Raw genomic sequence first — 18,055 nt, 5'->3', positions numbered from 1 at the left:
ACGGAGAGTAAAATGAAGTTTGTTGATGAAGCGACGATCCTGGTCGTGGCTGGTGATGGCGGCAACGGTTGCGTGAGCTTCCGCCGTGAAAAGTATATCCCTCGTGGCGGTCCTGATGGCGGCGACGGTGGGGATGGTGGTGACGTGTGGCTGGAGGCGGATGAGAACCTCAACACGCTGATCGACTACCGTTTCGAAAAATCCTTCCGCGCTGAACGTGGTCAGAACGGCCAGAGCCGTGACTGTACCGGGAAACGCGGTAAAGATGTCACCATTAAAGTGCCGGTCGGTACGCGTGTGATTGACCAGGGGACGGGTGAAACCATGGGTGACATGACCAAACACGGTCAGCGCCTGATGGTGGCGAAAGGCGGCTGGCACGGTCTGGGTAACAGCCGTTTCAAATCTTCCGTTAACCGTACGCCGCGTCAGAAAACGATGGGTACGCCGGGCGATAAGCGCGACCTGCAGCTGGAGCTGATGCTTCTGGCTGACGTGGGCATGCTGGGTATGCCAAACGCGGGTAAATCGACGTTTATTCGCGCCGTCTCCGCGGCCAAGCCAAAAGTGGCGGACTATCCGTTTACCACGCTGGTACCAAGCCTGGGCGTTGTCCGTATGGATAACGAGAAGAGCTTCGTGGTCGCCGATATTCCGGGCCTGATTGAAGGCGCCGCGGAAGGGGCGGGTCTGGGTATTCGCTTCCTGAAACACCTTGAGCGCTGCCGCGTGCTGCTGCACCTTATCGATATCGATCCTATCGACGGTTCCGATCCGGTTGAAAACGCCCGCATCATCGTTGGCGAGCTGGAAAAATACAGCGAAAAACTGGCGAATAAACCACGCTGGCTGGTCTTCAACAAGATCGACCTGATGGACAAAGCCGAAGCGGAAGCAAAAGCGAAAGCCATTGCTGAAGCGATGGGTTGGGAAGATAAATACTACCTGATCTCTGCGGCAAGCCAGGTCGGCGTGAAAGATCTGTGCTGGGATGTGATGACCTTCATCATTGAGAACCCAATTGTTCAGGCGGAAGAAGTCAAACAGCCTGAAAAAGTCGAATTCATGTGGGATGACTACCACCGCCAGCAGCTCGAAGAGCTGGAAGCGGAAGAAGACGATGAAGACTGGGACGATGACTGGGATGAAGACGACGAAGAAGGCGTCGAGTTCATCTACAAGCACTAATTGCTGTTCAAAGCCCCCGTTATGGGGGCTTTTTTATTCCAGCGTTGCGGGCAGCCAGCAGCTGGCGATTAAACCGCCTTCAGCGCCATTCTCAAGCATCAGCCTGCCGTGGTGGAGCTGGAGGATGCGCTGCACGATACTCAGGCCCAGACCGCTGCCTCCGTAGCGCTGGTCAAGACGGCGGAATGGCTCGGTAATGGACTGCCGGTGCGCTTCATCAATCCCCGGCCCCTGATCGATAACGCTGATCTGCGTCCCGCCGTCGACCTCGGTTAATGTCACTGTAATCGTTGTCCCTGTCGGGCTGTAGCGCCCGGCATTCTCCAGCAGGTTGCGCAGCATCAGGCGCAGGAGAACGGCGTCTCCCTGAACCGTGAGCGCGCTTTTAGCGGGCCAAATCACCGTATGCTCTTTGGCTTCATGCCCAAGGCCGAGAGGTTCGATGATATTTTCCGTCCAGCTCACGGTTTCGTAGTGGCCGCTCGCCATTGCCTGTCCGGCACGGGCCAGCATCAGCAGTTGTTCAACGGTATGCATGAGCTGATCGATACGGCTAACCAGCGTGGCGGCCTGAGGCGCACCTGACTGCGACATCAGCTCCAGATGGAGCCGGATACCGGCCAGAGGCGTTCTCAGTTCGTGTGCGGCGTCTGCGGTGAAGAGACGCTCCTGTTGAATGGTGCTATCCAGCCGGGCCAGCAGCTGGTTCAGGGAGGTCGTCACCGCGCCAATTTCTTCCATGTCGGAATACATAGGAAGCGGGGTTAAGTTATCGGCTGAGCGGTTAGCGAGGCTGTCGCGGAGCTTATTCAGCGGCCGGGTTATCCAGGTGACGGCCCAGAAGGAGAAGAACAGGGTAAAACCGACCATCACCAGGGAAGGGACCAGCAGCGAGGCAATCGCTTCGCGGATCTCTTTCTCAACGTGATTATTGCGCGCTTTCGCTGACAGCGTTTCGTTGACCAGAAAACCAATCTGTTCACGGCTTTCATGCCACAGCCAGATGACGCTTATCAGCTGGAAAAATAACAGAATGACCGCCAGCAGCACCATCAAACGCCGACGCATGCTGTTCATTTCTGGCTCTCCAGACGGTAGCCGACGCCGCGAACGGTTTTGATCCTGTCTTTGCCGAGCTTACGCCGCAGATTATGAATATGGACCTCAAGGGTATTTGACCCGGGATCGTCCTGCCAGGAGTAGATATCCTGCTGGAGCGTTTCTCGGTGTACCGTTTGTCCGCTACGCATGATCAGACGCGTAAGCAAGGCGAACTCTTTTGGCGTCACCTCTACGGCCTGATCCTGACGCAGCACCTGCTGGGTTTGCAAATTCAGCGTGATATCGCCGTCGGTCAGTAAGTTATCACTATGGCCCTGATAGCGGCGAATCAACGCTCGTACCCGGGCCTGCAGCTCCGCGAGCGCAAAAGGCTTCACCAGGTAATCGTCTGCGCCTGCATCGAGGCCGGTGATACGGTCTTCAATGGCATCACGTGCCGTCAGGATCAATACCGGGTTGGCGATGCCGCGACGTCGCCACTGGCTGAGCAGCGTGGCGCCGTCTTTATCCGGCAAGCCCAAATCGAGGATCACCAGGCTGTATTCGCCGCTCTGGATCAGGGCATCCGCCTCTGCTGCGGTGCCTGCACAGTCGAGAGCATACCCTTCATTGGCCAGCCCCAGCGCCAGCCCTTCCTGCAATAACAGATCGTCTTCAACTATAAGTAGTTTCATCGCTAGTTATTCTGGTAGATGTCCTTATAAAGCCTGCTTTCGAAGCGAACCAGTGGAATACGACGATTGCGCTGGTCGGTCGGTTCGACGGCATAGCCGGAAAGATACTGCACGAATGCCATGCGCTGTCCGCTGGCGGTAGTGATGAAACCTGCAAGGTTATAAACCCCCTGCAGTGAGCCTGTTTTCGCGGAGACTTTGCCATCCACGCCCGCGGCGTGAAGCCCTGCGCGGTACTGCAGTGAACCGTCATGCCCGGCCAGCGGCAGCATTGAAATAAAGTTTAGCTCAGTGTCATGTTGTGCAATGTACTGAAGCACCTGCATCATCGTGGCCGGAGAGATCAAATTATGGCGCGATAGTCCGGAGCCATCGACGGCGATGGTATTACCCAGATCGATCCCCGCCTGCTGGCGCAGGATCTGCCGAACCGCGTCTGAACCCGCGCGCCAGGTTCCCGGCACGCCGAAACGGGCGTGACCAATCATGCGGAACACCGTATCGGCAATCATGTTGTCCGACTTTTTCAGCATAATTCGCAGTAAATCGTGCAACGGCGCAGACTGTTTGCTGGCGATGACCGTGCCGGGCTGGTTGACCTGCGTCTGACGAAGCAGGGTACCGGAATAGGTTATTCCCGCTTGTTTCAGCTCATCTTTCAGAATGGCGCCTGCATAGCTTGCGCCATCCTGTATCGCAAAGGCCAGCGGCAGCGGATCGGCGCGCTGCGTCAGGCAGCCGGTCAGCGTGAAGCGGTTAAGATCGCCTGGCACCACATCCAGTTCGCAGTACTGTGCATCAGGAGAGCCCTTGGCCAGCGTGCGGACCTGACTAAACATGGTGACCGGGTAGTAGGACGCTATGCGAATAAACGCTAAATCATCCGGCTTTGGCGCACTGTAAAGCGAAACCGAGAAGCAGTTGCGGTCAACAATCGCGGCGGCGGGCGGGGCGCTAAAGCACTGCGTCATGTCGTTCCACGGCCAGCCCGGGGCTTTATCGTGGCTGGCAAAGATGGAGGTATCGATCAGCACATTGCCGTTAATTTTCTGCACGCCGGTTTTTTTCAGCACCGCAACCATATTGCGGATATCCTGGCGTTTAAAGGTCGGATCGCCGCCAAAACGGGCGATAAGATCGCCTTTCAGTTCGCCACCCTCGACGTTACCTTTGGTTTCAAGAGTGGTCGTAAAACGGAAGTCAGGCCCGAGCTGGAGCAGGGCGGCGAGGGCGGTGATCACCTTTTGGGTACTGGCAGGCAGCGCCATCTGTTGACTGTGATAGTCAATCTCGGGAGCCTGTGCGCCAACCTTCTGCACCATCAGGGCGAGGTTCGCGCCTGCGGGAAGCTGATTAATGTACTCATCAACATTCGCGGCCTGAGCGGTGAACGTTATACTGGTAGTCAATCCGATGATAAAACTGGAAAATCGCATAATCTCGCGCTAACAACCCGAAAACAAACCGTCATACTACGGTGCATGGCACTGCAAAGTAAACGATGACCCATAGTGAACTTCGCGGTAAAATGCGTATCAAATTGAAAAATTGCTGCTGACCTGGGGCATCGCTCCCGGGTCGGTTTTCTTTTTGCTTCTTGCCCGCTTAAAGGGGGCAGGAGCAGGGAACACTGCTCCCAACAGGAATGTTTAAGAGGTATAACAAATGCAAGCTATTCCGATGACCTTACGTGGTGCCGAAAAACTGCGCGAAGAGCTGGATTTCCTGAAATCCGTGCGTCGTCCTGAAATCATCGCCGCTATCGCGGATGCGCGCGAGCATGGCGACCTGAAAGAGAATGCTGAATACCACGCCGCGCGTGAGCAGCAGGGTTTCTGTGAAGGGCGTATTAAAGATATCGAAGCAAAGCTGTCCAATGCACAGGTTATCGATATCACTAAGATGCCGAATAATGGCCGTGTGATCTTTGGTTCTACCGTTACCGTGCTGAACCTGGACAACGACGAAGAGCAGACCTATCGCATCGTGGGTGATGATGAAGCTGACTTCAAACAGAACCTGATTTCGGTGAACTCGCCGATTGCTCGCGGCCTGATTGGCAAAGAGCAGGACGATGTTGTCACCATCCGCACCCCTGGCGGTGAAGTAGAATACGAAATTATTAAGGTTGAATACCTGTAATTCGCTTCTCTACTAAGATGTTGATACATTGTAAAGAAAAGAAAAAGGCCGCGTAGCGGCCTTTTATCAACTCAAGGAGCATGGCATTTTGCTCGCCTGCTGACAGAAATCCCTCGTTTCACACAGAAAATGTGTTTAATTCAGGATATCCTTAACGTGGCAGCGAGATTTTACGCTCTTTAGACGGGCGGTAGAGCACCAGCGTTTTACCGATGACCTGTACATTACAGGCGCCGGTTTCGCGCACGATGGCTTCCACGATCAGGTTTTTAGTGTCTCTGTCTTCAGAGGCGATTTTCACCTTGATCAGCTCGTGGTGTTCCAGCGCTTGTTCAATCTCGGCAAGCACCCCTTCGGTCAAACCATTGTTGCCAAGCATCACTACAGGCTTGAGCGGATGTGCCAGACCTTTAAGGTGCTGTTTTTGTTTAGTACTCAGATTCATCGTATATTTTTGCTTACGTTGGGATTGAAAACGGTTCATTCTACCGCCATCTCCCTTATATCGCCAAATAGCTGCGTAGAAATTTACGTCACAGGCAAGCAACGATGAACCAGGACGGAAATGTTAAATGACAGGTAAAAAGCGTTCTGCCAGCTCCAGCCGCTGGCTCCAGGAACACTTTAGCGATAAATATGTTCAACAGGCACAGAAAAAGGGGTTGCGTTCCCGTGCCTGGTTTAAACTTGATGAAATACAGCAAAGTGACAAACTTTTTAAGCCGGGGATGACGGTTGTTGACCTCGGTGCGGCACCTGGCGGATGGTCCCAGTATGCGGTAACGCAGATCGGCGGAACAGGCCGAATCATCGCGTGCGATCTTTTACCAATGGATCCCATCGTCGGTGTCGACTTCCTTCAGGGCGACTTTCGTGATGAATTAGTGCTGAAAGCGTTACTTGATCGTGTAGGTGACAGTAAGGTCCAGGTTGTCATGTCAGATATGGCACCAAATATGTGCGGAACACCGGCGGTGGATATCCCCCGCGCCATGTATCTGGTGGAGCTAGCGTTAGAAATGTGTCGTGATGTACTAGCGCCTGGTGGTAGTTTTGTTGTGAAGGTGTTTCAGGGCGAAGGTTTCGAGGAGTATCTTAAGGAAATTCGCTCCCTGTTTGCGAAGGTCAAAGTTCGTAAGCCGGACTCTTCCCGGGCCCGTTCCCGTGAAGTGTATATTGTAGCGACCGGGCGAAAATGATAACCGGGAGATTTCAGACGAAAGTTTGAATGAAACTGGATATAGAGTATCCTGACGCTGTTTTTAACACAGTTGTAATATGAGGTTAATCCCTTGAGTGACATGGCGAAAAACCTAATACTCTGGCTGGTCATTGCCGTTGTGCTGATGTCAGTATTCCAGAGCTTTGGGCCCAGCGAGTCGAATGGCCGCAAGGTGGATTATTCTACCTTCCTGCAGGAGGTCAATCAGGACCAGGTTCGCGAAGCGCGTATCAACGGACGTGAGATCAACGTTACCAAGAAAGATAGTAACCGTTACACGACTTACATCCCGGTGAACGATCCTAAGCTGCTTGATAACCTTCTGACTAAAAACGTCAAGGTGGTAGGTGAGCCGCCAGAAGAACCAAGCCTGCTGGCTTCTATCTTCATTTCCTGGTTCCCGATGCTGCTTCTTATCGGCGTCTGGATCTTCTTTATGCGCCAGATGCAGGGCGGCGGTGGCAAAGGTGCCATGTCGTTCGGTAAGAGCAAGGCGCGTATGTTGACGGAAGATCAGATCAAGACCACTTTTGCGGACGTTGCCGGGTGTGACGAAGCGAAAGAAGAGGTGGGTGAACTGGTTGAATACCTGCGTGAGCCGAGCCGTTTCCAGAAACTGGGCGGTAAAATCCCGAAAGGCGTGCTGATGGTTGGCCCTCCGGGTACCGGTAAAACCCTGCTGGCGAAAGCCATCGCGGGTGAAGCGAAGGTGCCGTTCTTTACTATTTCAGGTTCTGACTTCGTCGAAATGTTCGTGGGTGTCGGTGCATCTCGTGTGCGTGACATGTTCGAGCAGGCCAAGAAGGCAGCACCGTGCATTATCTTCATCGATGAAATCGACGCCGTAGGCCGCCAGCGTGGCGCAGGCCTGGGTGGTGGTCACGATGAACGTGAACAGACGCTGAACCAGATGCTGGTTGAGATGGACGGCTTCGAAGGTAACGAAGGTATCATCGTTATCGCGGCGACTAACCGTCCGGACGTTCTTGACCCGGCGCTGCTGCGTCCAGGCCGTTTCGACCGTCAGGTTGTTGTCGGTCTGCCGGATGTTCGCGGTCGTGAACAGATTCTGAAAGTTCACATGCGTCGCGTACCGCTGGCACCCGACATCGACGCGGCAATCATTGCGCGCGGTACTCCGGGCTTCTCCGGTGCGGATCTCGCTAACCTGGTCAACGAAGCTGCACTGTTTGCCGCTCGCGGTAACAAGCGCGTCGTGTCGATGGTGGAGTTCGAGAAAGCGAAAGACAAGATCATGATGGGTGCGGAACGTCGTTCCATGGTGATGACGGAAGCGCAGAAAGAGTCCACGGCTTACCACGAAGCCGGTCACGCGATTATTGGTCGTCTGGTGCCGGAACACGATCCGGTGCATAAAGTGACGATTATTCCGCGCGGTCGTGCGCTGGGTGTGACCTTCTTCCTGCCTGAAGGCGACGCAATCAGCGCCAGCCGTCAGAAGCTGGAAAGCCAGATCTCAACCCTGTACGGCGGTCGTCTGGCCGAAGAGATTATCTACGGTCCGGAACATGTTTCTACCGGTGCGTCGAACGACATTAAAGTGGCGACAAACCTGGCGCGTAACATGGTGACGCAGTGGGGCTTCTCCGACAAACTCGGTCCACTGCTCTATGCAGAGGAAGAGGGCGAAGTGTTCCTGGGCCGCTCCGTGGCAAAAGCGAAACATATGTCCGATGAAACGGCTCGTATCATCGACCAGGAAGTGAAAGCGCTGATTGAACGTAACTACGGTCGCGCGCGTCAGATCCTGAATGACAACATGGACATTCTGCATTCCATGAAAGATGCGCTCATGAAATATGAGACCATCGATGCACCGCAGATTGACGACCTGATGGCGCGCCGCGAAGTGCGTCCGCCAGCAGGCTGGGAAGACCCAGGCGCTTCCAATAACTCTGACAACAATGGCACCCCGCGTGCGCCGCGTCCGGTTGATGAACCGCGTACGCCAAACCCGGGCAACACCATGTCAGAACAGTTGGGCGATAAGTAAGTCACTGCTGTTGAAGCGTTTGTCTGTAACTCAAACCCTGGAGCTTGCTCCGGGGTTTTTCATTTTTGTTTAACCATTTAGATATCAGGGATTTCGCCATGAAATTATTCGCTCAGGACTCGCATCTCGATCTTTCACATCCCCATGTGATGGGGATCCTGAATGTTACCCCTGACTCCTTCTCTGACGGTGGCACGCATAACACGCTTATCGAGGCGGTTAAGCACGCGAATTTAATGATCAATGCAGGTGCCACCATCATTGACGTTGGCGGCGAATCGACGCGTCCCGGTGCGGCGGACGTGTCTGTGGAAGAAGAGCTGGCGCGCGTGGTGCCGGTCGTTGAAGCTATCGCGCAGCGGTTTGAAGTGTGGATCTCCGTTGATACCTCCAAACCGGAAGTGATCCGTGAAGTGGCGAGAGTGGGCGCTCACATTATCAATGATATTCGTTCACTTACCGAACCGGGGGCGATTGAGGCGGCTGCGGAAACCGGGCTGCCGGTTTGCCTGATGCATATGCAGGGGCAGCCGAAAACCATGCAGGACGCGCCGAAGTATGACGATGTCTTCGCCGACGTAAACCGCTTCTTTATTGAGCATATCGAACGTTGTGAACGTGCAGGTATCCCAAAAGAGAAATTGCTGCTCGACCCGGGATTCGGTTTCGGTAAAAATCTCTCCCACAACTATGCGCTGCTTGCGCGCTTATCGGAATTTCATCACTTTGGCCTGCCGCTGCTGGTGGGGATGTCGAGGAAATCGATGATTGGCCAGTTGCTGAATGTAGGCCCGAGCGAACGCCTGAGCGGCAGCCTGGCCTGCGCGGTGATTGCGGCGATGCAGGGTGCGCACATCATTCGTGTCCATGACGTCAAAGAAACAGTAGAAGCCATGCGTGTGGTGGAAGCCACACTGGCAGCGAAGGAAAACAAACGCTATGAGTAATCGTAAATATTTTGGTACCGACGGTATCCGCGGGCGCGTAGGCGATGCTCCCATCACCCCTGATTTTGTCCTGAAGCTCGGCTGGGCTGCCGGTAAGGTTCTGGCGCGTCATGGCTCACGTAAAATTATCATCGGTAAAGACACCCGTATTTCCGGCTATATGCTGGAATCCGCGCTGGAAGCGGGTCTGGCGGCGGCTGGACTGTCCGCTTCTTTTACAGGCCCAATGCCAACGCCTGCGGTCGCGTATCTGACGCGCACCTTCCGTGCGGAAGCGGGGATTGTCATCTCGGCCTCTCACAACCCGTTCTACGACAACGGCATTAAATTCTTCTCTATTGATGGCACCAAGCTGCCGGATGAGGTGGAAGAAGCCATTGAAGCTGAAATGGAAAAAGAGATCACCTGTGTTGATTCCGCCGAACTGGGTAAAGCGAACCGTATCGTTGATGCGGCGGGTCGCTATATCGAATTCTGTAAAGGCACCTTCCCGAATGAGCTGAGCCTGGCGCACCTCAAAATTGTGGTGGACTGCGCAAATGGCGCGACCTATCACATCGCCCCGAATGTCTTCCGCGAGCTCGGTGCGAAAGTGATCGCCATTGGCTGTGAGCCGGATGGTCTGAACATCAACGAGCAGGTCGGTGCGACGGATGTTCGTGCCCTGCAGGCGCGCGTTCTGGCAGAAAAAGCCGATCTGGGCATTGCGCTGGACGGCGACGGTGACCGCGTGATCATGGTTGATCACGAAGGTAACAAGGTCGACGGCGACCAGATCCTCTACATTATTGCGCGTGAAGGTCTGCGTCAGGGTCAGCTGCGCGGCGGTGCGGTCGGGACGCTGATGAGTAACATGGGCCTGGAACTGGCGCTGAAACAGCTCGGTATTCCGTTCGTTCGCGCGAAAGTGGGTGACCGCTATGTGCTGGAAAAATTGCAGGAGAAGGGCTGGCGTATCGGCGCGGAGAACTCAGGTCACGTGATCCTGCTCGACAAAACCACCACCGGTGACGGAATTGTGGCCGCGCTGCAGGTGGTTGCCGCGATGGCGCGCAACCATATGAGCCTGCACGACCTGTGCAGCGGCATGAAAATGTTCCCACAGATTCTGGTCAACGTACGTTTTACTGCCGGCAAAGGCGACCCGCTGGAAAATGAGAACGTGAAAGCGGTGATGGCGGATGTTGAAGCGGCCCTCGGCAGCCGTGGACGCGTGCTGCTGCGTAAGTCTGGTACCGAACCGCTGATCCGCGTAATGGTGGAAGGCGAAGACGAAGCGCAGGTAACCGAATTTGCGCACCGTATTGCGGATGCCGTAAAAGCTGCATAATCTTGCACGCTAAATGTTTAAAAAGGCGGCGTTTGCCGCCTTTGTTTTAAGCAATTAATGGCTTTTTGCTGTTTTTTTCCGCAGTTGATACAATGCGTCGAAAATGCCCTTGCGAAGGTGATTCGCTTTGGTTAGTATTCACACCCGCTTCAGTGGGAAACAAAAATCCTGCTAATTGGTCGAAGCATTGGTATGCGGCAAATCCGCAAGGAACAGGTTGATTATGTACGAAGCTCTTTTAGTTGTTTTCCTTATTGTAGCCATCGCTCTCGTAGCGCTGATTATGCTGCAGCAAGGTAAAGGCGCTGATATGGGAGCCTCCTTCGGAGCAGGCGCTTCCGGTACGCTGTTTGGTTCAAGTGGTTCTGCGAACTTCATGACCCGCACTACGGCGATTCTGGCTACGCTGTTCTTCATCATCAGTCTGGTGCTTGGCAATATCAACAGCAACAAGACCAGCAAAGGAAGCGAGTGGGAAAACCTGAGCGCGCCAGCGAAAACTGAGCAGACTCAGCCAGCTGCACCGGCTAAGCCAACCAGCGATATCCCGCACTAAGTATTTTGTACCGAGGTGGTGGAATTGGTAGACACGCTACCTTGAGGTGGTAGTGCCCTAACGGGCTTGTGGGTTCGAGTCCCATCCTCGGTACCAATATTCCAGAAGAAAGACGTCGAAAGACGTCTTTTTTTTCGTCTGTAGATTATGTGTTGTTTTTCGTAGGCCCGGTAAGCGCAGCGCCACCGGGCAAAATGGCGGGTGGCGCTGCGCTTACCCGCCCTACGAAAGGCCAAATAAAAAAGGCGTCCCCAGGACGCCTTTTGCATGCTACATCAGCGATTATTTCTTATCGCTGTGCTCCAGGTTTTCAACCTGCGGCAGGCCGTTACCTGAACTGGCTGACAGCAAACCGTTCTCAACATAGTTGAACAGCTTCTCACGGGTATCGGTGATGTCCAGGTTACGCATGGTCAGCTGGCCAATACGATCGTCCGGTGAGAACACGGATTCACCTTTCTCCATGGTCAGACGCTCTGCTTTATAGGTCAGGTTGTCAGACACGGTGTTCAGAATGGAGTAGTCGTTACCGCGACGCAGTTCCAGGGTCACTTCACCGGTGATTGCACTCGCCACCCAACGCTGCAGCGCATCACGCAGCATCAGCGCCTGCGGATCGAACCAACGGCCCTGATACAGCAGTTTGCCCAGCTGACGGCCATGAGAGTGATACTGCTCAATGGTGTCTTCGTTGTGAATGCCGGTCAGCAGACGCTCGTAAGCGATGTGCAGCAGCGCCATCCCCGGGGCTTCATAGATACCACGGCTTTTCGCTTCGATGATACGGTTTTCAATCTGATCGCTCATGCCCAGACCATGACGACCGCCGATGCGGTTTGCTTCCAGCATCAGCTCCACATCGTCAGAGAAGGTTTTGCCGTTCAGCGCAACCGGATGACCGCGTTCGAAACGTACGGTCACTTCTTCTGCCGGGATCTTCACGTTCTCGTCCCAGAACTTCACGCCCATGATTGGGTTAACGATCTTCACGCTGGAGTTCAGGAATTCCAGGTCTTTCGCTTCGTGCGTCGCACCCAGCATGTTGGAGTCGGTGGAGTAAGCTTTCTCGACTGACATCTTATAGTCAAAACCGCAGGCGATCATAAACTCGGACATCTCATGACGACCACCCAGCTCGTCGATGAAGTCGGTATCCAGCCACGGTTTGTAAATCTGCAGTTCGGCATTGGTCAGCAGGCCATAACGATAGAAACGTTCGATATCGTTTCCTTTATAAGTGCTGCCGTCACCCCAGATGTTAACGCCGTCTTCTTTCATGGCGGCAACCAGCATGGTGCCGGTCACCGCACGGCCCAGCGGAGTGGTGTTGAAATAGGTCAGGCCGCCGGTGGTGTTATGGAATGCACCACACTGAATCGCCGCGATACCTTCCGCGACCAGTTGCTTACGGCAGTCAATCAGGCGCGCGTTCTCTGCACCATACTCTTTCGCGCGACGAGGAATAGCATCATAATCGTCCTCATCCGGCTGACCCAGGTTCGCAGTATAGGCATACGGAACCGCTCCCTTCTGGCGCATCCACAGCAGTGCAGCGCTGGTATCCAGGCCACCTGAGAAAGCGATGCCAATACGTTGTCCTACCGGAAGATGCTTGAGAATCGTCGTCATAGAATAAAACCCTGCTTGATTGACTGATTAGAGACCGCTTTCGCTCTCTTGTGCATTTTTATGCAAAATAAGTGAGTATTCATTTAATCATCTTTTGGCGAAGACCGGAAGTGACTCGTGCGTTTTTTGTAAAAATTTTGGTCTGATCGATCTGGCGGAAGTCGCCTTGACAGGTGGGGTCAACTATCAATATACTAAACGCCGATTTTACGTCCCGTCTTCGGTACCAAATCCCAGCATTATTTGCAAATTCTGTCCAAAACGCGTAGAATTTGCCACGTTTCAGGCGCGGGGTGGAGCAGCCTGGTAGCTCGTCGGGCTCATAACCCGAAGGTCGTCGGTTCAAATCCGGCCCCCGCAACCACTTTCCCATAAAGTTCTTTTTCAAATATACTGTGAAGACTTAGAGCCTTCGTAGCTGGATTTGAAAAAATTCTTTAGGAAAGTGCTCCAGGCCACAGTTGTGGCTATAGGGTTCAGTTATCTAAAGCCCCGATTTATCGGGGTTTTTTGTTATCTGACTACAGAATAACTGGGCTTTACGCCCTTTTTTTATGTCTTGGGGGTGGGCTTGTCCACATTAGAGCAAAAATTAACAGAGATGATTACTGCACCGGTCGAAGCACTGGGCTACGAACTGGTCGGCATCGAATTCGTTCGCGGCCGTACATCGACGCTGCGCATCTATATTGATAGTGAAGATGGCATCAATGTTGATGATTGTGCTGATGTCAGCCACCAGGTGAGTGCGGTTCTTGATGTTGAAGACCCAATTACCGTTGCGTACAACCTGGAAGTTTCCTCACCTGGCCTCGATCGCCCGATGTTCACGGCCGAGCACTATGTGCGCTTTACCGGTGAAGAAGTGGCTCTCGTTCTGCGTATGGCCGTACAGAACCGCCGTAAATGGCAGGGAATTATCAAAGCCGTTGATGGTGAAATGATCACGGTGACAGTCGAAGGCAAAGATGAAGTGTTCGCGCTGAGTAATATCCAGAAGGCGAACCTGGTTCCCCACTTTTAACAGTCTGGATTGAGGTGAAAAGCCCGCGATGAACAAAGAAATTTTGGCTGTTGTTGAAGCCGTCTCCAACGAGAAATCACTGCCGCGTGAGAAGATTTTTGAAGCGCTGGAAAGTGCACTGGCTACAGCAACCAAGAAAAAATACGAACAAGAGATCGATGTTCGCGTAGAAATCGATCGTAAAAGCGGTGACTTCGATACATTCCGTCGTTGGGTAATCGTTGAAGAAGTGACCCAGCCGACCAAAGAGATCACGCTGGAAGCCGCCCGTTTTGAAGACGAAAGTCTGAACGTGGGTGACTACGTTGAAGATCAGATTGAATCTGTGACCTTCGACCGTATCACCACCCAGACCGCTAAACAGGTTATCGTGCAGAAAGTGCGCGAAGCCGAGCGCGCGCTGGTTGTCGATCAGTTCCGCGATCAGGAAGGCGAAATCATCACCGGCGTGGTGAAGAAAGTGAACCGCGACAACATCTCCCTGGAGATCAAATCCGAAGGGTTGCCGGGTAACGCTGAAGCCGTGATCCTGCGTGAAGATATGCTGCCGCGTGAAAACTTCCGCCCAGGCGACCGTATTCGCGGTGTTCTGTACGCCGTTCGTCCTGAAGCGCGTGGTGCACAGCTCTTCGTGACCCGTTCTAAACCAGAAATGCTGGTAGAACTGTTCCGTATCGAAGTACCGGAAATCGGTGAAGAAGTTATTGAGATTAAAGCGGCGGCTCGCGATCCGGGCTCCCGTGCGAAAATTGCGGTGAAAACCAACGACAAGCGTATCGACCCGGTCGGTGCTTGCGTCGGTATGCGCGGTGCGCGTGTCCAGGCAGTTTCTACTGAGCTGGGCGGCGAACGTATTGATATCGTTCTGTGGGATGACAACCCGGCGCAGTTCGTGATCAACGCAATGGCTCCGGCTGATGTGGCGTCTATCGTTGTTGACGAAGACAAACACACCATGGATATCGCTGTTGAAGCGGGCAACCTGGCGCAGGCAATCGGCCGTAACGGTCAGAACGTACGCCTGGCGTCACAGCTGAGCGGCTGGGAACTCAACGTCATGACCGTTGATGACCTGCAGGCTAAGCATCAGGCTGAAGCCCATGCGGCGATCGACACCTTCACGAAATACCTGGATATTGACGAAGACTTCGCCACTGTTCTGGTTGAAGAAGGTTTCTCTACGCTGGAAGAACTGGCCTATGTGCCAATGAAAGAGCTGCTGGAAATTGACGGTCTGGATGAACCAACCGTTGAAGCCCTGCGTGAACGCGCTAAAAACGCACTGACCACCCTGGCACTGGCTCAGGAAGAAAGCCTTGGCGATAAGAAGCCGGCTGATGACCTGCTGAATCTGGAAGGTCTTGATCGTGCGATTGCGTTCAAGCTGGCTGCCCGTGGTGTTTGTACGCTGGAAGATCTCGCTGAGCAAGGCGTTGATGACCTGGCTGATATCGAAGGTTTAACCGACGAGAAAGCCGGCGAGCTCATCATGGCCGCACGTAATATTTGCTGGTTCGGCGACGAAGCGTAATAAACTGTAGCAGGAAGGAACAGCATGACTGATGTAACTGTAAAATCGCTGGCTGCTGAGATTCAGACCTCCGTGGACCGCCTGGTACAGCAATTTGCTGATGCAGGGATCCCGAAGTCCGCTGATGACTCGGTGACCGCGCAAGAAAAACAAACCTTGTTAACGCACCTGAACCGTGAACACGGCTCTACGCCTGACAAGTTAACGCTGCAGCGCAAAACGCGTAGCACGTTAAACATCCCTGGTACCGGTGGCAAAAGCAAATCGGTACAAATTGAAGTCCGCAAGACGCGCACCTTTGTAAAACGTGATCCGCAAGAGGCAGAACGCCTTGCCGCGGAAGAGCAGGCACAGCGTGAAGCGGAAGAACAAGCTCAGCGTGAGGCGGAAGCAGCCGCCAAACGTGAAGCAGAATTAAAAGCTGAACGTGAGGCCGCAGAAAAAGCGAAACGCGACGCAAGTGATAAAGTGAAGCGTGACGCTGCGGAAAAAGACAAAGTGAGCAATCAACAGACAGACGAAATGACCAAAACCGCCCAGGCTGAAAAAGCCCGCCGTGAAAATGAAGCTGCCGAGCTGAAGCGTAAAGCGGAAGAAGAAGCCCGCCGTAAGCTGGAAGAAGAAGCTCGCCGCGTCGCCGAAGAAGCGCGTCGTATGGCTGAAGAAAATGAGAAGAACGGTGTTGATACCGCTGAGCAGTCTGAAGACACCAGCGACTATCACGTGACCACTTCTCAGCACGCACGTCAGGCTGAAGATGATAATGACCGTGAAGTAGAAGGCGGCCGTGGCCGTGGTCGTAATGCAAAAGCAGCGCGTCCGGCGAAAAAAGGTAACAAGCACGCTGAATCCAAAGCTGACCGTGAAGAAGCACGCGCGGCTGTTCGCGGTGGTAAAGGCGGCAAGCGTAAAGGTTCCGCTCTGCAGCAGGGCTTCCAGAAGCCGGCTCAGGCCGTTAACCGTGACGTTGTGATCGGCGAAACCATTACCGTTGGCGAACTGGCGAACAAGATGGCGGTTAAAGGCTCTCAGGTCATCAAAGCGATGATGAAGCTGGGCGCGATGGCAACCATCAACCAGGTGATCGATCAGGAAACTGCACAGCTGGTTGCGGAAGAGATGGGCCACAAAGTTATCCTGCGTCGTGAAAACGAGCTGGAAGAAGCAGTAATGAGCGACCGTGACACAGGTGCTGCGGCAGAACCGCGCGCACCGGTAGTGACCATCATGGGTCACGTTGACCACGGTAAGACCTCTCTGCTTGACTACATTCGCTCTACCAAGGTTGCCTCTGGCGAAGCGGGTGGGATTACCCAGCACATCGGTGCATACCACGTAGAAACTGACAACGGTATGATCACCTTCCTGGATACCCCGGGCCACGCCGCGTTTACCTCTATGCGTGCTCGTGGTGCTCAGGCGACGGATATCGTTGTTCTGGTTGTTGCGGCGGACGACGGCGTCATGCCGCAGACCATCGAAGCTATCCAGCACGCGAAAGCAGCCGGTGTGCCGGTTGTGGTTGCCGTGAACAAGATCGATAAGCCAGAAGCGGATCCCGATCGTGTTAAAAACGAACTCTCCCAGTACGGTATCCTGCCGGAAGAGTGGGGCGGCGAAAGCCAGTTCGTACACGTGTCTGCGAAAGCGGGTACCGGTATCGACGAACTGCTGGACGCGATCCTGCTGCAGGCCGAAGTTCTGGAGCTGAAAGCCATCCGTAACGGTATGGCGAGCGGTGCGGTTATCGAATCCTTCCTGGATAAAGGACGTGGCCCGGTTGCTACCGTTCTGGTTCGTGAAGGTACGCTGCATAAAGGCGATATCGTTCTGTGCGGTTTCGAATACGGTCGCGTTCGTGCGATGCGTAACGAACTGGGTCAGGAAGTGCTGGAAGCGGGTCCGTCCATTCCAGTGGAAATCCTGGGTCTGTCCGGTGTTCCGGCTGCCGGTGACGAAGTGACCGTTGTGCGTGACGAGAAGAAAGCGCGTGAAGTGGCACTGTATCGTCAGGGCAAATTCCGTGAAGTTAAACTGGCTCGTCAGCAGAAATCTAAACTCGAGAACATGTTTGCCAACATGACCGAGGGCGAAGTTCACGAAGTGAACATCGTGCTGAAAGCCGACGTTCAGGGCTCTGTGGAAGCGATCTCCGACTCCTTGCTGAAACTGTCCACCGACGAAGTGAAAGTGAAGATCATCGGTTCTGGCGTAGGTGGTATCACCGAAACAGACGCAACCCTGGCTGCTGCGTCCAACGCTATCCTGGTTGGCTTCAACGTTCGTGCGGATGCGTCTGCGCGTAAAGTGATTGAATCCGAAAGTCTGGATCTGCGTTACTACTCCGTCATCTATAACCTGATCGACGAAGTGAAAGCAGCGATGAGCGGCATGCTGTCTCCTGAGCTGAAACAGCAGATCATCGGTCTGGCTGAAGTACGTGACGTGTTCAAATCACCGAAATTCGGTGCGATCGCGGGCTGTATGGTTACCGAAGGTAACATCAAGCGTCACAACCCAATCCGCGTACTGCGTGACAACGTGGTTATCTACGAAGGCGAGCTGGAATCCCTGCGCCGCTTCAAAGATGACGTTAACGAAGTCCGTAACGGCATGGAATGTGGTATCGGCGTGAAGAACTACAACGACGTTCGCGTTGGCGATATGATCGAAGTGTTCGAGATCATCGAAATTCAGCGTACCATCGCTTAATTACCGATTGTAAGCCGGGATCGC

The 18,055-nt window shown here is 53.9% G+C and carries 15 protein-coding genes and 2 tRNA genes; 12 read left to right on the top strand and 5 right to left on the bottom strand.

The window, feature by feature from the left end:
- Positions 1 to 12 precede the first annotated feature (12 nt).
- On the top strand, positions 13 to 1,188 hold the full coding sequence (gene cgtA, locus LJA86_RS14500; RefSeq protein WP_021242261.1) for an Obg family GTPase CgtA: 1,176 nt from the start codon (positions 13 to 15) through the stop codon (positions 1,186 to 1,188).
- A 33-nt stretch (positions 1,189 to 1,221) separates the two neighbouring features.
- On the opposite strand, the gene pmrB is transcribed toward cgtA, so the two are convergent.
- Genes pmrB through dacB form a run of 3 tightly spaced genes read right to left on the bottom strand, consistent with a single transcriptional unit; the run spans position 1,222 to position 4,360 of the window.
- A complete protein-coding gene (gene pmrB, locus LJA86_RS14495; RefSeq protein WP_229226345.1) occupies positions 1,222 to 2,265 on the bottom strand; it encodes a two-component system sensor histidine kinase PmrB in 1,044 nt (347 codons plus the stop codon).
- Entirely contained in the window at positions 2,262 to 2,924 is a 663-nt protein-coding gene (gene pmrA, locus LJA86_RS14490) for a two-component system response regulator PmrA (protein WP_024906362.1), read from the bottom strand. The genes pmrB and pmrA overlap by 4 nt, the downstream gene beginning before the upstream one ends.
- Positions 2,925 to 2,926: 2 nt before the next feature.
- On the bottom strand, positions 2,927 to 4,360 hold the full coding sequence (gene dacB, locus LJA86_RS14485) for a serine-type D-Ala-D-Ala carboxypeptidase (protein WP_063622531.1): 1,434 nt from the start codon (positions 4,358 to 4,360) through the stop codon (positions 2,927 to 2,929).
- A 229-nt stretch (positions 4,361 to 4,589) separates the two neighbouring features.
- Between dacB and greA the strand changes: the two genes are divergently transcribed.
- A complete protein-coding gene (gene greA / locus LJA86_RS14480) occupies positions 4,590 to 5,066 on the top strand; it encodes a transcription elongation factor GreA (protein WP_014171793.1) in 477 nt (158 codons plus the stop codon).
- Between the two features lie 151 nt (positions 5,067 to 5,217).
- Here greA and yhbY read toward each other — a convergent pair whose 3' ends face one another.
- Positions 5,218 to 5,511 carry a ribosome assembly RNA-binding protein YhbY gene (yhbY, locus tag LJA86_RS14475; protein WP_003861814.1) on the bottom strand — a complete coding sequence of 98 codons (294 nt, stop codon included), beginning with the start codon at positions 5,509 to 5,511 and terminating at the stop codon, positions 5,218 to 5,220.
- Positions 5,512 to 5,638: 127 nt separating this feature from the next.
- Between yhbY and rlmE the strand changes: the two genes are divergently transcribed.
- From rlmE to LJA86_RS14445, 6 genes are all read left to right on the top strand, one after another.
- On the top strand, positions 5,639 to 6,265 hold the full coding sequence (gene rlmE, locus LJA86_RS14470) for a 23S rRNA (uridine(2552)-2'-O)-methyltransferase RlmE (protein WP_003861812.1): 627 nt from the start codon (positions 5,639 to 5,641) through the stop codon (positions 6,263 to 6,265).
- 102 nt (positions 6,266 to 6,367) lie between these two features.
- Complete coding sequence (ftsH, locus tag LJA86_RS14465; protein WP_013098921.1) at positions 6,368 to 8,302, top strand: ATP-dependent zinc metalloprotease FtsH; 1,935 nt, start codon at positions 6,368 to 6,370, stop codon at positions 8,300 to 8,302.
- Between the two features lie 98 nt (positions 8,303 to 8,400).
- On the top strand, positions 8,401 to 9,249 hold the full coding sequence (folP, locus tag LJA86_RS14460) for a dihydropteroate synthase (protein WP_045910100.1): 849 nt from the start codon (positions 8,401 to 8,403) through the stop codon (positions 9,247 to 9,249).
- The gene (glmM, locus tag LJA86_RS14455) at positions 9,242 to 10,579 is read left to right on the top strand and encodes a phosphoglucosamine mutase (RefSeq protein WP_021242257.1); all 1,338 of its coding nucleotides are present in this window, start codon (positions 9,242 to 9,244) and stop codon (positions 10,577 to 10,579) included. The genes folP and glmM overlap by 8 nt, the downstream gene beginning before the upstream one ends.
- A gap of 223 nt (positions 10,580 to 10,802) precedes the next feature.
- Positions 10,803 to 11,135, top strand: a complete 333-nt coding sequence (secG, locus tag LJA86_RS14450; RefSeq protein WP_023309338.1) for a preprotein translocase subunit SecG — start codon at positions 10,803 to 10,805, stop codon at positions 11,133 to 11,135.
- A gap of 9 nt (positions 11,136 to 11,144) precedes the next feature.
- Positions 11,145 to 11,231, top strand: a tRNA-Leu gene (locus LJA86_RS14445).
- A 186-nt stretch (positions 11,232 to 11,417) separates the two neighbouring features.
- Here the strand turns inward: LJA86_RS14445 and argG are convergent.
- Positions 11,418 to 12,764 (bottom strand): argininosuccinate synthase, encoded by a 1,347-nt coding sequence (gene argG / locus LJA86_RS14440; protein WP_014833433.1) that lies wholly within the window; start codon positions 12,762 to 12,764, stop codon positions 11,418 to 11,420.
- Positions 12,765 to 13,051: 287 nt separating this feature from the next.
- Here argG and LJA86_RS14435 point away from each other — a divergent pair.
- From LJA86_RS14435 to infB, 4 genes are all read left to right on the top strand, one after another.
- Positions 13,052 to 13,128, top strand: a tRNA-Met gene (locus LJA86_RS14435).
- A 207-nt stretch (positions 13,129 to 13,335) separates the two neighbouring features.
- On the top strand, positions 13,336 to 13,788 hold the full coding sequence (gene rimP, locus LJA86_RS14430; protein WP_014833432.1) for a ribosome maturation factor RimP: 453 nt from the start codon (positions 13,336 to 13,338) through the stop codon (positions 13,786 to 13,788).
- A 28-nt stretch (positions 13,789 to 13,816) separates the two neighbouring features.
- Positions 13,817 to 15,319, top strand: coding sequence for a transcription termination factor NusA (nusA, locus tag LJA86_RS14425; protein WP_003861798.1), 1,503 nt, complete (start codon positions 13,817 to 13,819; stop codon positions 15,317 to 15,319).
- A 24-nt stretch (positions 15,320 to 15,343) separates the two neighbouring features.
- A complete protein-coding gene (infB, locus tag LJA86_RS14420) occupies positions 15,344 to 18,031 on the top strand; it encodes a translation initiation factor IF-2 (protein WP_045910098.1) in 2,688 nt (895 codons plus the stop codon).
- Positions 18,032 to 18,055: the final 24 nt, after the last annotated feature.

The sequence above is a fragment of the Enterobacter sp. TCD1-1 genome (genome assembly GCF_020567405.1).
Classification (GTDB): domain Bacteria; phylum Pseudomonadota; class Gammaproteobacteria; order Enterobacterales; family Enterobacteriaceae; genus Enterobacter; species Enterobacter quasiroggenkampii.
This window is presented reverse-complemented; position numbering and strand designations above follow the sequence as displayed.